Source organism: Spirosoma validum (assembly GCF_014699035.1).
Lineage (GTDB): Bacteria > Bacteroidota > Bacteroidia > Cytophagales > Spirosomataceae > Spirosoma > Spirosoma validum.
Genome location: NZ_JACXAA010000008.1, coordinates 354,529 through 367,845 on the forward strand (window position 1 = coordinate 354,529; position 13,317 = coordinate 367,845).

General features: G+C 44.1%; 9 protein-coding genes. 4 read left to right on the forward strand and 5 right to left on the reverse strand.

Annotated features, from left to right (window positions below; genetic code table 11):
- Positions 1–335: 335 nt before the first annotated feature.
- Together IC230_RS21870 and IC230_RS21875 are read right to left on the reverse strand one after the other, a co-directional pair.
- Positions 336–1,619 carry an AGE family epimerase/isomerase gene (locus tag IC230_RS21870; protein WP_191041176.1) on the reverse strand — a complete coding sequence of 428 codons (1,284 nt, stop codon included), beginning with the start codon at positions 1,617–1,619 and terminating at the stop codon, positions 336–338.
- On the reverse strand, positions 1,612–2,625 hold the full coding sequence (locus IC230_RS21875; RefSeq protein WP_191041177.1) for a bifunctional heptose 7-phosphate kinase/heptose 1-phosphate adenyltransferase: 1,014 nt from the start codon (positions 2,623–2,625) through the stop codon (positions 1,612–1,614). The genes IC230_RS21870 and IC230_RS21875 overlap by 8 nt, the downstream gene beginning before the upstream one ends.
- Before the next feature lie 121 nt (positions 2,626–2,746).
- Here IC230_RS21875 and IC230_RS21880 point away from each other — a divergent pair, with 121 nt between their 5' ends.
- The 4 genes from IC230_RS21880 to IC230_RS21895 all read left to right on the forward strand — a co-directional run bounded on the left by IC230_RS21880 (position 2,747) and on the right by IC230_RS21895 (position 10,082).
- Positions 2,747–3,820 carry a phosphotransferase family protein gene (locus tag IC230_RS21880; RefSeq protein WP_191041178.1) on the forward strand — a complete coding sequence of 358 codons (1,074 nt, stop codon included), beginning with the start codon at positions 2,747–2,749 and terminating at the stop codon, positions 3,818–3,820.
- Between the two features lie 1,466 nt (positions 3,821–5,286).
- Positions 5,287–8,184: an Ig-like domain-containing protein gene (locus tag IC230_RS21885; protein WP_191041179.1), complete on the forward strand. Its 2,898-nt coding sequence runs from the start codon at positions 5,287–5,289 to the stop codon at positions 8,182–8,184.
- 739 nt (positions 8,185–8,923) lie between these two features.
- Positions 8,924–9,871, forward strand: a complete 948-nt coding sequence (locus IC230_RS21890) for a T9SS type A sorting domain-containing protein (protein WP_191041180.1) — start codon at positions 8,924–8,926, stop codon at positions 9,869–9,871.
- A gap of 64 nt (positions 9,872–9,935) precedes the next feature.
- Entirely contained in the window at positions 9,936–10,082 is a 147-nt protein-coding gene (locus IC230_RS21895; RefSeq protein ID WP_191041181.1) for a hypothetical protein, read from the forward strand.
- Positions 10,083–10,230: 148 nt separating this feature from the next.
- Here IC230_RS21895 and IC230_RS21900 read toward each other — a convergent pair whose 3' ends face one another.
- The 3 genes from IC230_RS21900 to IC230_RS21910 all read right to left on the reverse strand — a co-directional run bounded on the left by IC230_RS21900 (position 10,231) and on the right by IC230_RS21910 (position 13,274).
- Positions 10,231–11,184, reverse strand: a complete 954-nt coding sequence (locus tag IC230_RS21900; RefSeq protein ID WP_191041182.1) for an L-threonylcarbamoyladenylate synthase — start codon at positions 11,182–11,184, stop codon at positions 10,231–10,233.
- A gap of 93 nt (positions 11,185–11,277) precedes the next feature.
- Entirely contained in the window at positions 11,278–11,745 is a 468-nt protein-coding gene (locus IC230_RS21905; protein WP_191041183.1) for an FKBP-type peptidyl-prolyl cis-trans isomerase, read from the reverse strand.
- 584 nt (positions 11,746–12,329) lie between these two features.
- Positions 12,330–13,274: a hypothetical protein gene (locus tag IC230_RS21910; RefSeq protein WP_223860759.1), complete on the reverse strand. Its 945-nt coding sequence runs from the start codon at positions 13,272–13,274 to the stop codon at positions 12,330–12,332.
- Between the last annotated feature and the right edge of the window lie 43 nt (positions 13,275–13,317).

A 13,317-nucleotide genomic window follows, 5' to 3' on the forward strand; every position in this document is an offset into this window, starting at 1 on the left:
ATAATTTAAAAAATTTTATAAATAACAGTTTAGGCAAAATTATATATTATAAAAAGGTTTTAATAAAATATAATATTCTTTAAATTATATAAAATAAAGTGTAATTATTTTTATAATATTTTGTAGCCATTTGGGACTAGTAAAACATGAGCTGAATAGGTAGACTCATATAGTTAGACTTAGGCGCTTAATTGGTATTTAGATGGTAAAAAATTGTCCTTGATTGTGTGAAAGCTGTTTTCACACAATCAAGGACAATTTTTTAATTTTCAGATGGAAGAAAGACAAGAGATGGTATACTCAAGTCGAAATCCCGGAAAGAGTTATACAGGGTGTTAGCCGGAAAAATTTCTGTTTTTCAGTAACAGATCCAGCCGACGAATCGACTGCACCATCGACCGAACGGTATGGTAGTTGATTTTCCAGGAATGGCTCATGTGCGTCCAAATCGGAACGCCCTGACGAGTCATTAGCGGCCACCACTCGCCCACAGCATGGTTCACCATTTTGTCCAGCACAAAACGGTGAACATTACTATACGCTTTCCAGTACGTCTCATCGCTAAACAATTGGTAAGCATCCAGGAGTCCAATGAGCACTTCAGCCTGTTGCCAGAATTCTTTTTCACGGTCATAGACCTGACCACTATGCGATCCTTCAACGAAAACTCCGCCAAATTCCCAGTCTATTCCGTGATCGACGGCATGACTAAATGACTTTATAAGTTGATCTCGATACGTTTCCGGGAGTGTTCCGAGAATAGCCAGGGCATGAAGCAGGAGCCAGGCAAATTCAACATTATGGCCATAACTGGTATTGTCTTCGGCAGCTCGTTTCACGCCATCTTCGGTGAAGCGGTCCCACCCCCAGATCACGTCAAATTTAATCTGTGGAGCCACCTGCCAATCAGCCCAGAATTGGGGTACACCCGTACCATAAGTTGGATGCATAATTTTGCCGACTAACAGATCAATGACTTCCTGTAGCTTCCGGTGATGAATTGGCTGTTGAGTACATTCATACAACGTAGTGAAAGCTTCCATTAAGTGCATGTGGGCGTCGAGGGTTTTGCGATCACCCCCGGCTGGGCCGGGTCCTTTGAGCGTCCAGTCGCGGTGGAACATTTCAAAGTATCCTCCATAACACGTATCGGCTGCGTATTTCTGCAATAGATCAAATACCTTTTGGGCATATTCAACGCCACGAGGATCACCCGTTGCTAATGTATATTCGCTCAGGCAATAAATCGCGAAACTTTGCCCGTATACAATTTTCTGGTTGTTTAACACCTCACCTTTTCGGTTAGTCATCCAGTAAAAACCTCCCTGCTCCTCATCCCACATTCGGCTTAGTAGATAGTCTACACCATGTTTGGCTAGTTCCGCCAGCTTTCCATTGCCGTAACCGGCCCGATGCGCTGAAGAGTACGTATAGATTGACCGGGTTTGTGCGATGAGCGATTTCTCGTCTTCGCCAGAGTCATTTCCAAACTGGTCGAAGTGTGTAATGAAACCACCGTTTACGTAGTCAGCGGCTCGTGACGTCCAGAAAGGAAGCAACTCATTGGTAAGATGATCGTACAGTTCCTGACGATGTTGTTGAAGAGTTTCGTTAGTCATGGACAGCATAAGTGTGATGCAGAGCAAGGATTTCGGATAAGCTGGCGGTGCCGGTCTGGGCCAGTTTTTGAACGGTTACGGCAGCGGCAAGGTTGGCGACAACTAAGGCCTGCTTCGGTGTGGCACCCGATCCCAGACAAGCCGCCCAGGTCGCCACAACCGTATCGCCCGCGCCAACGGTATCAAGCTCGCCCTGTAAAGCCAATCCATCGATCGTCTGGATGCCGTGTTGATCAATATAGAGTATACCGGCCTGACCGCGGGTGATTAGAAGCGGCCCACCGCTACGTTGCCGGAACGCATTACCCTGGCTGACGCACCAGTCAAGATCGGGGTGATCGGGATGTTCGATACGTAGAAAACTGGCTAGTTCAGCGGTATTTACTTTGAGGATAGATTCCCGAACATGCATGCCCACATCGCGCATGTCGGCCACGAAGCAAACATTTGGAAAACGGGAAATGAGGTTATTGAGGCTAGTGACGCGTTTTTCAGAAAGGAGGGGATGAGCAAACTGTTGATTAATAATTAATACGTCGAGATCAGGTAGTGACTTCTCTAAGTCAGCTACCAGTTCGGTAAATCGCTGGTCAGACAACGTATTGGCGGTTCCAAAATCGATTCGGTTTGCTTCCAGACCCGCCCGGTTCGGTTTGGTATATACGCAGGTATCCCAGTCTTCAGCAATTACGTGCAGCTGTTGGGTATTCACTTTCAACGTAGCAAATAGATGTTGCATTTCCCGCCCGAACAGGTCATTACCGACACAGCCGATTACCTGAATATGCGAAACGCCTAAGGCTGCCAGATTCTGCACGACATTCCCCGCGGCACCCAGCGACGCGCGGGGATGGCTTCCCCAGAATACATCCTGTCCCGTTTCCAGGGAATGTTCGCCTGTTTCGGTTTGAATAGTATAATAAAGATCAACAGCAAAGTCGCCGATCACACCGACTCTCAACTGGGCGAACCGTTGAAAAAGAGCCTTGATTTCGGTGGTGTCCATTAGGGCAGTATACGATTTATTAGTAGGTTGGGCGAATAAGTAAGCTAGTAAAGTCGGTAAGCAGGCGTTGGCTACTCAATTCATTACGTAGGTTTATTGCTCAACTCAAAACAGATACCTTATGCTGGCCCCTGATGCGCCACAGCCTATCCGTGCTGGTGAAGAATTTGATCTGGGTCGCCTGAATGAGTACCTCCGTGAACATGCGCCTGAAATCGGTACTGTTCTGGAAGTCCAGCAATTTCCGGGCGGTTTTTCGAATCTGACGTACTGGCTCAAAACGACTAACCAGGAATACGTATTACGTCGGCCACCGGTTGGAGCGAATATCAAAGGGGGGCACGATATGGGGCGCGAGTTCAACGTGCTTTCGCTGTTGAAAGGCCATTACGCGAAAATTCCGGAACCCGTTATGTATTGCGAGACTTCTGACGTACTAGGTGCTCCTTTTTACGTAATGAAGCGCGTGCCGGGCATCATTCTACGGGCCTCGATGGCACCTAAGATCAATTTTGCTCCCGAACGGATGCGCCGGTTATCTAAAGCGCTGATCGATAATTTAGTAACGATACATAAGGTAAACATTGAGGGAAGCGGCTTGGCTCAGTTGGGTAAACCCGAAGGATACGTTCAGCGGCAGGTAGAAGGTTGGATTAAACGTTACCGAGCGGCTGAAACGGACAAACTAGTAGCAATGGATTACATCGGCGACTGGCTGCAACATAACTATCCTACTGAACAAGCCCCGGCGTTTCTGCACAATGATTACAAGTACGATAACGTGTTGCTGGCTCCTGATAAAACTTCAGGAGAGCCGACGCCAGTCATTACCGGTGTGCTCGATTGGGAAATGGCAACCGTAGGCGATCCATTAATGGATCTGGGCGCTACGTTGGCGTATTGGTCAGAAGCGAGTGACAGTCCTGCCTATCGAAACTTCAATTTAACCTGGCTCCCCGGTAATCTGACGCGCCGTGAGGTTGTGAGTCGATACGCTGTTCAAAGCGGGCGTAATCTTTCACAGATTTTGTTCTACTACGTATTTGGTCTTTATAAAAACGCTGTGATTGCTCAACAAATCTATGCCCGCTGGAAACAAGGCTACAGCCGGGACCCTCGTTTTGGTCATCTGCTCCCGATGATAATTGAGGTGGCTAATAAAGCAGTTGATTCAATAAATAGAGACGAATTTTAATGCAGATTATGTTCGACGCGGATTGAAGTAGGTTTTAAGGTACAAATGAACAGCTTGGAATTGCCCAGATGATTTATACGGGCAATTCCAAGCTGTTCATTTATACTGATCCGCCGATTGATTTGTACTTACTTTTTTAGTCAAAAATATACCCAGTAGAAGCTTCACCATAACACGAAAATTGAGAGAATTCACTGGATAGTCCACCAGTCAATAAGCGTGAAGCACAGATTTCAACCTATTAGAGCAAATAGTGATTCATGATTTGTACACTACCATTCTTCATATAACTCTTCAGCCTTCCTTTGTTAATAATCAAAATGCTGATTTCTACTTGATAACGCGTTGGTAGTCTGAATGTTAATGTTATGAATTTTGTTGTCGATTCCTGCAAAATAGGCTAGCTATAGAAAGCAAATAGCGATCAAATAGTATTGTTCCTAAGATTGGAATAATATAAATTACATAATGTTAATATGTTAATAATTTTTGAATTGATATATGAAAATGGTACGAATAATAAATTTTACTTGATCAAAGTATATTTATGCTACCTTTGAGAGAATTAGAGTAACAAAAGTGACACCATACAATTAAAGTGTGTTCATAAATTCAGCTTTTGATTTACAGTAATATTTATTTAAGGGTGTAATATTCTTCATTGTAGTATTTCGAAGGATATTGTGCAGGTGAAAGCATTAATTTTTATCGATTGAGTACTAGTAATTAATCTTAAAGCGAATCCTTTCTTTTCATTTTAAATACTGGTTGGATTATTCAAATTAAGTTCACTTTAAATTCTCAGCTGTATGAGACAATTGTCTATTAATCTATTGACCAGGAATTTTCTAGCTCTATTTTCCTGGTGTCTTGTTTTTGCACTGGTGTTAGGATCTACTGCTACATGGGCTCAGCAGACCCAATTGGTTTGTAATACATATACGCCCCTCGTCAGTACTACCGCTATTAGCGCTGCTACACCTTCTAGCTTTGCTAGTTTGTCCGTTACCTCCGAAAGATTTGCTGGTTTTGATTTATTCACTAACAAAAACAATCTTATCGACAATAGCCTGGATAATTCTGCCAACTATACTTTTGTAGCCGCTGGCTCTGCATACATAGAAGTAAAAGACCTTGGTGCAACAGGAGCTAATGTTTATCCAGCTGGTAGCTTTGCAGGCTTTGCAATTAACGATAATACCCTTCTATCTGCTTTTGGTACCGTAACGATTACGACTTATAACAGTCTTTCGGGAACAGCAGCAATTGAAACAAGGACTAGTAGCTCGCTGATTTCTACAGGTATTGTAAGTGGTGTTGCCAGAGCTGGATTCATAACGTCAAAACCTTTTGACCGGATTCGGATTGATTTTTCTGCTTTAGGGGCAGGAACAATCAGGGTATATTACGCAGTCGTTGAGAAGTTTTGTGCTGGTAACCCATTAGTATGCAATACGAGAACACCGATGGTGGGGTCAACCTATCCTGTTTCTGGTACAACGAATATAGGAATTCCGGCTGCTATTGAGACTACTCATACCGGAGTTAGCGGGGTCAGTACGTACACTGTTGTGAACGGCGATAACGTAACTGATTCAGATCTGACTAATTATGCGTCTATTCGGTCACCGCTGGCTGTTAATGTAAGTGGGTTCAGCAGTGTTTCATTAGCAATAAAAGATCAGTCGACTACGGATTACCCGGCCGGTACGTTTGCGGGTTTTGACATACAAAACTCGGAAGTAGTTGGCGTGTCTCTCCTAAGTTCAACAACCATTAAAACGTATTTAAACGGAGTGGTTAGTGAAACGGTATCCGGCGCTTCATCGCTGGCATCGGTTCCACTTTTAACGGCTACAGGGCGTCAAACGGTTGGGTTTGTAACGAGTCAGCCTTTTGACGAAATTCAGATTGTTTTCAGTTTTCCCGCAACTGTGAATGCTGGTGAGACAAGAATTTACAGTGCTGTTCTTAAAAGCCTGTGTGCCGGTCCTACTATTGCCTGTAGCACAAGCGCAGTGACCCCGTTAACCAATACCAGTTTTCCAGTGTATATAAACAATAGTCGTACAGGTACTGGATCTTCGTTGGCGTGCGTGGGCTGTGCTATTAATAATGCAGATAATGTTATCGACGGCTCCAGTGCGGCTCCTGCTACTATTTCTTTAGGAGCAGCCGTATCTGCTACAGCCCGACTGTCGGTCGCCAACCCTATTGATACATACCCTGCCGAATCATACATCGGGTTTGATATTGAAAGCAGTACATTAGTAGGAGTAAGTCTGTTAGGCCGTACCCGAATTACCTTATATAATAATGGAACCGCTGTGCAGACTGGAAGTGGTGCTTCTTTACTGGCAGGAGCCACGTTACTGTCGGGTAGCCGTCAGACAGTGGGAACTATCGCTCAGGTACCATTTGATGAGGCTGTAATTGAATTTGAGCAGTTGGTCAGCGCTAATCCCTTAGGTACAGTCAACATCTATCGGGCAGTGATTCAGAAAGCCTGCGTAACGCCAGTAACGTGTAATCAGACCAGGTTCCTGAACAGGCCTGAATTCTCTTCGTTTATCGAAGGAACCAGAACGGGCTTCTTTGGAACTGTATCTGCTGATTTGGCGGGTAGCTCGATCCAGGACCCAGGTAACGTAATTTCGGCCAGTACAACTGATTTTGCCCGTATCAGAAACGTATTAGGTGTTGGCGTAACGGCTTCCATCTCCGTAGCTGACCCCGCTGATGTTTATCCCGCTGGTACGTTTGCCGGATACACGATTAGCAAAGCAAACTTGCCTGTGTCGGCAAGTTTGTTCTCGAACCTTACCGTGAATACGTATCTAAATGGCGTACTTCAGGAAAGTAGCGCAACAGTTGGTAATCTAATCGATCTGTCGGTCTTCTTACAGATTTTTGGCGGAGTACCCAGTGGCACACTTTCTAATGTAGGCTTTGTCGCATCGAAACCATTTGATGAAATTCAGCTTGAAGTAGGCTCATTTGCCAGCGCGCTAAATTTTGTAGACGTATATGGAGCCTTTATTGATACGCGTTATTCTGTAAACGCAGGCGGTCTGGTTTGTAACCTCAACCCAGATTTCAACGTAACAGCAAAGAATGCGCCTGTATCGGGTAATGTGAGTACGAACGACAAAACACCGGCTGGAACGACTTATGGCACACCAGTAGCTAGTGCTAATAACCCAGCAGGAGCAACCATCACGATGACTACGAGTGGGGCTTATAGTTTCACGGCCACGAATCCTGGTACGTATACACTCACAGTACCGGTTTGTTCTACAGGTCAAACAAGCTGCCCATTAGTACCATTGATTATTACGGTACTGGATCAGTTTGCTACGGCGAATCCTCCGGTTGCTAATCCGGATTACGCTAGTGTACAGAGTTCAACCGCTACTGCAGCTAGTGTGACCATAAACGTGGTTGCTAACGACGGTGCAAGTAATACGGGCGGCACATTAAACATACCTACTATCGTAACAAATCCTGCTCATGGTTCGGTATCGGTAAATGGAAGCGGCAATCTTGTATACACACCAGCCACAAATTTTATCGGTGACGATGTCCTAACGTATCAAGTGTGTGAAACGCCCGGCGGACAATGTGCGCTGGCTCAGGTGACAGTACACGTACTAGCGCCAGGAGGCAGTACCGTTAGCGTCGATGATGATTACGCCAAAACAAATCCTCAACAGTCGGTTAGTGGTAATGTGTTAACGAATGACGTTGGGACAGGTCTTACGGTTTCAAACCCGGTTACATCCATCACTTCATCGGGTACGCTGGTCCTCACAACAACAGGTAGCTATACCTTTACACCAGCATATGGATCGACGGGACCTGTCAGCTTTACCTACACAGCATGTGACAACTCGACGACAGCTGTTTGTGGAACCGCTACGTTACACATATTGGTAAATCCTATTCCTGATTTGTCACCTATTACGTATGCGCGTCCTACGTCGGTTTATAATAACTCTGATATAACCGTTGTCGTTGATGTGTTGGAACTGAACTTAGTTGCAACTAGTGGGCAGATCACAGTTCGGGTAACTAAGGACCCAAAGGCTAGTCTGACCTTCTCGCCAACGGCGACCAATGTGGGCAACCGATCAGTTCAAAATAGTGCCTGGACGTTTGATAACTCGAATGGCAACTATTATATTCTAAGAACGAATCAGCCAGTAGCTCCCGGAGACAGACTTTCGTTTGGGTTTACAGGTACGTTGGCGCCAGGAGCAACAACAGGTGTAGTGACGGTTAGCTCTGTTATTACTGGGATTGCAGGCGAGGTAAAAGCCAACAATAACATCGACGCCGACAAAATAGATTACTTTCAGCAATAGAATTTGTTTTTACAACAAGAGGCTTACAAAACAAGCCTCTTGTTGTAAAAAACTACATCTCTGTCTGTAAATCGACTGTACGTTTCGTATGAAGGTTTGCTATATGATTTTAATTTCATTAATATTGCTTTTGTAAAATCATCTCTTCTGAAGACAAAAGGTTGACTAACAGTGTTTTAATGTAGGTTGTGTACATTCATTTCCCAACCAGATATAGGAATTGTTGACATAGTAGAGTCCACTTAAGTGCTAAGAGGCTTCTCATCCAAGAAAAAAAATAGTGACGTAAAGTAAATCTGATTAAAATTTAATTGACTTATTGCTTTTATTTAATATTTTTGGGACCAGGAATGGATTATACAACAGCACTAATAGTATTAACTTAAAGACATTTGACAAAATCTAAACCCTAAGGTGTGTTTTGTCGTTCTTACAGAAAAGTCTTTAGTTACTTTATTAATGCGACTGTGATACTTCTAGTAAGAACAAGCGTCAAAGCAATATTCGAAGTTATAAAATAAATTTTCCAACAAATCAATTCCATTAATCAACCAGGCGGGGGCTGAATAGCCAAAACGCTAAAAACCTGAAAATTATGATTAAGATTAAATTTACTCTGCTTTGGGTATTCACAGTGCTAGTAAGTCTGACGAGTTTCGGTCAGAGCGGGGCGGACCCGGCAGTAACGAGCCGAAACTTGGAGCCAGCTCCTCTTGCCAATGTGGGCTCCCCATTTAACATGACCTTCACCATCGGTAACAATGGAACAGTACCGATCAGTGGCAATGGCTTTGCCAATCAAATGCAGTGGTCTATTTGCTTAGGTAAATGTGCTCCTAATAATGCTAATCCGCTTGCAGCGCTATCGGGCGACCTACTTAATTATTTCAATGTTTCTTTTACCCCACCAGCGAGCACAACAAACCAACAGGGGGGCTGCTTCGAGGCCACCCAAAAGCCTGGTGTAGCAATACCAGAAGTGTCTGTTTATAATGTCGTTATCGCTGCTGTAGTTACTAGAGCATCTACTACCACTACCGTTAACGATATTGGTGCTTCCTGCAACATTGCTCCTAATGGAACGGCTAATCCACAGCCCACGGATAATGACTTTGCCTCTATCTATACACACACCAATACCTTAGCTATGCCTGTTGCGCTTGTAGACTTTAGTGCTCAAGCACAAGAAAATCGTACAGTGCTGGTCAATTGGAAAACTTCCTGGGAGAAGGCTAACAAAGGATACATTGTTGAACGTAGCAAAGACCTGAAAAGCTTTGAAGCTGTTGGCGAAGTAAACGATGTGGCAGGTACCAGCAACAGCATTAGTTCGTATCGTTTTGTCGATAACGCGCCTTATCGGGGAACAAGCTACTACCGGTTACGTCAAGTTGATTTAGATGGCACGAGCCAAACTTTCGATGCTAAATCAGTAGTTATTGATGGGAAATATGGTGTATATCCGAACCCAGTAGTTGGCCAGCAGTTTACGTTAGAACTAGATGAGCCCACTCAAGCTGTGTTGCATTTATATAACGCCAGTGGTAGCGAATTGGGAATAAATAAGTTGGATCCTACGGAAGTGAGCACCAAGGTTTCGCCTTCTTCGAAACTATCTACTGGGGTATATATCCTGACGGTTGAAGAGCGGGGCATAACACGTAAACACCGCTTAGTAGTCCAATAATTCTGATTTTCTTGTAGGTGGCCTAAGGGCGAACCAATTACGAACCTCAAAAAGAAATAAGCAAATGATTAAGAACGTGCAAAACAAAAAACATAATTCTGCGAAGAAGGCTTACCAAAAACCGCAATTAAAAACGCTGGGTAGCGTGCGGCAACTGACCCTAAAACTAGGTTCGCTTACTGATAGCGGACAAGCGGGTCAGTTCGTGTAGGAATCTTGCTTATTAGTAAGTCATTCGTTGAAGTCCGATATGCCATATGGTATATCGGACTTTTTATTTAAAGAAAAGAAAGGGCTATTCAAGTGTAGATTGTAGCTAGTATACAAAGACGAAATTAAGTTGAGCAAACAATAATAATCTACTGACGCACAGATGCTCGGCGAAGCCGATCGTTTATAGCCCAGCCTAATCCTTCGTTGGGTAGTGGTTCAGTGTAAATAACATCAATGGGTAAGGCGTCTAAAGTTCTAAGGTGAACAAAGAGGTTTTTGGCAGCCTCGTTCAAGTTACCGGTGGGAGAGAGGGTACGCTGGTACTCGGTTCGTATTCCACTAAACAGTTCTCGGAATACCAATGCTCCAGCTCGCATGTTAGGCTTGGGAGACTCGCCAGGTGGTAAAAGAATGAGCGGTTTGCGAGGGGCATAATGGCTGCTTAGCATACCAGGCGCTTTCGGATTAGATGTTGAATGCGTTCGAACCGAAACGGAGCCAATCACTTCTTCAATATGATCCAAGGTCATTCCTCCCAGCCGAAAAACGATAGGTTTATCGTTTTCGAACCCAATGATGGTCGATTCAAGACCGATAGTAGATGAGCCACCATCTAAAATATACGGCACTAGATTACCCAATTGGTCAGCTACATGCTGGGCCGTCGTTGGACTAATGTAGCCAAACGGATTGGCGCTCGGCGCTGCTAACGGGAAATCAAGCGAACGTAGTAAATCAAGGGTGAGCGGATGATTCGGTATACGAACTGCAACAGTTGGTAGCCCAGCTGTAACAAGGTCAGAAATAAGATCGCGTTTAGGGAGTAGTATCGTCAAAGGACCTGGCCAGAAGGTTTTAGCTAGTAGCAAGGCTGGGCCGGGTATAAATGTTACGAACTGATCAAGTTTTTCAAGAGAATCAGTATGAACGATAAGTGGATCAAATGATGGTCGATTCTTTACTTGGAAAATTTTCAACACAGCATCAGGATTGAGAGCGTTGCCTGCTAACCCGTAAACTGTTTCAGTCGGAATACCAACAACATTTCCTGCATCTAAAAATTCTTTTGCCCTCTGCCTGTCTGTACCAATTTGTGCCATAACGCAAAGATAGTAAGGAAGCAGAAAAGGATAAGGGAGACAAGAATGTGCCAAACTGTACATCTTATCTCCCTTATCCTTTTTTATAGTCTGCTAATGATGTCCGCCTGGACCATGAACGTGTCCGTGAGCTAATTCGTCAGGAGTGGCCTCACGAACGTCAATAACCTCTACGTCGAAATGTAAGTCCTGATCTGCCAATGGATGATTAGCATCAACAGTGACGGTCTGCGGTCCAACCTTCGTAACGGTAACTACCTGGCCATCGTTTGTTTCAAACTGCATACCAACATCTATTTTCTGACCTCCGAAAGCACGTAGCGGTACTTCTTCCACAAGTTTCGGATTATGTTTGCCATATCCTTTTTCTGGAGTAACGTCCAATTTGAGTTTATCGCCTGTTGTACGACCTTCGAGACCCTCTTCCATACCTGGAATAAGGTTCTGGGCACCATGAAGATAGTATAGGGGCGTTTTCCCTTCACTGGAATCCAGTACGTTACCCTGGCTATCGCGCAGCGTATAATGGATCGCTGCTACTTTGTGTTTTGTAATATTCATAATTCGTTTTCTCTAACTCGCCTTACCATTTTTTTAGTACAACCTCTAAATGTGTGAAGTGACTTTTATTTTCGACATAATTTATCCGAAATGAGTTTCATCACTCGCCCAAATCTGTACCAAAAAAGAAGCCAATTCAGACCAGATCTTTTTCGTAGAAAATCTTCGCTTCGTTCGTCTTACTGACGAAAACGTATTAATCACTCCTGTAATCAGTCAAATACTATGAACAAATTCATGCTTATTTCTTGCTTGACTTATTCCCAGGAAATGGGTTATTGGGAGTGTTCGCCTAAAGCGATGCAAGCTTAAATTTAGAAATGGAATAATTGGATAAGTGCTCTTCTTGTTTGAGAGAAGGTACGCCATCAACGACTGAAAAAGAATTACTGCAACTGAAGCTGAATCGTTTATAAATAGAGTCTCCGTTGGAAATGGCTATCTTTGTTTCATGAATGAGCGGTTCAAATATTGGCTTAAACGTGTCGGATGGCTAGGTTTTCTATTTTTTCTGGTCAAAGGGCTCCTTTGGCTTCTGATTCCCTACCTAATCGCCAGAGGTTTTTTAGCCAAATAATAGCTCATTAGCGTTGAGACACTGCTAGGACTAAGCTCTGCAAGTCCTGATTAATGGAACGTATCGACGATTGAAGTTGATTGAGCATATCTGCCCGGTTATGCAAATCATCGGCCTGATAGTTGCCGGTTTCGCCAAAATACAATTGCAGCCTATCCTCCGACGCTTCATTGAGAACATAGTTTTTCCAGCGCTGACGTGTATTGTAGCTAATTGAATATTGGTCGTCGTTGCTGAAAAGTTTCTCATTTAATACGTACCAGATCATCGGCGGATAAATCGAAGACTGCTTATGTTGGTACCAGATATCCGTCAGCAGGTTACGAGGATGGCTGAACTGAACAACACGATCAGACGAAAAAGCGGCCAGACCGCCCAAACCAGCACTGACAACGCCACCTCCAATACCAACCACTTTAATTGCATTATCAGCATGAACGAGGGACGTAACAACAGTTGTAACTGCCCCGATAACGACGGAAAGAATGGTTAGTCGCCGGATACGTCGGGTATCGCGTTGGTCCAGATACGTTGCTATCTGATCTGCCTGTTCAGCTTCGCAATCCAGCTCGGCGGCAAAACCCGAAATCTGGGTGGAGACAAGCAAAAGTCGGTTGAGAATCTGTTGCCGTTTACTGATCATTTCCAAACGAGCATTGAGTTGATTACTCGTCTCAAGGGCAATCAATTCACGTAGTAAGGGTAAAATGCCAGCGGCATTTGCCAGCAACAGATCATGTTGAGAGTAACGGCGGGTTAAACTCGTATCTGTTTTTAATAGGCTTCCAATATTCGGTCTTGGCAGATACGTTGAATCGTAGTTATATTGAATAGGCGGCTCGCAATACGTATCAGTCACTCTGACTAACGGTTTTTGCCGAAGCGAGTGGCAAGCAGTCAAGAACGTAACAAGGCAAACAAACCGAAGAGCAGAGTTTGGTACTAATTTCATTTTATAGCCGGTCATGATTTCCGTCTCATAAAATTACCAGAAG

Bases quoted from the DNA above. Each gene is read 5' to 3' on its own strand.
- IC230_RS21880 (WP_191041178.1), top strand. From the start codon at position 2,747: ATGCTGGCCCCTGATGCGCCACAGCCTATCCGTGCTGGTGAAGAATTT.
- IC230_RS21890 (WP_191041180.1), top strand. From the start codon at position 8,924: ATGACCTTCACCATCGGTAACAATGGAACAGTACCGATCAGTGGCAAT.
- IC230_RS21905 (WP_191041183.1), bottom strand. From the start codon at position 11,745: ATGAATATTACAAAACACAAAGTAGCAGCGATCCATTATACGCTGCGC.
- IC230_RS21900 (WP_191041182.1), bottom strand. From the start codon at position 11,184: ATGGCACAAATTGGTACAGACAGGCAGAGGGCAAAAGAATTTTTAGAT.
- IC230_RS21875 (WP_191041177.1), bottom strand. From the start codon at position 2,625: ATGGACACCACCGAAATCAAGGCTCTTTTTCAACGGTTCGCCCAGTTG.
- IC230_RS21870 (WP_191041176.1), bottom strand. From the start codon at position 1,619: ATGACTAACGAAACTCTTCAACAACATCGTCAGGAACTGTACGATCAT.
- IC230_RS21895 (WP_191041181.1), top strand. From the start codon at position 9,936: ATGATTAAGAACGTGCAAAACAAAAAACATAATTCTGCGAAGAAGGCT.
- IC230_RS21910 (WP_223860759.1), bottom strand. From the start codon at position 13,274: ATGAAATTAGTACCAAACTCTGCTCTTCGGTTTGTTTGCCTTGTTACG.
- IC230_RS21885 (WP_191041179.1), top strand. From the start codon at position 5,287: ATGGTGGGGTCAACCTATCCTGTTTCTGGTACAACGAATATAGGAATT.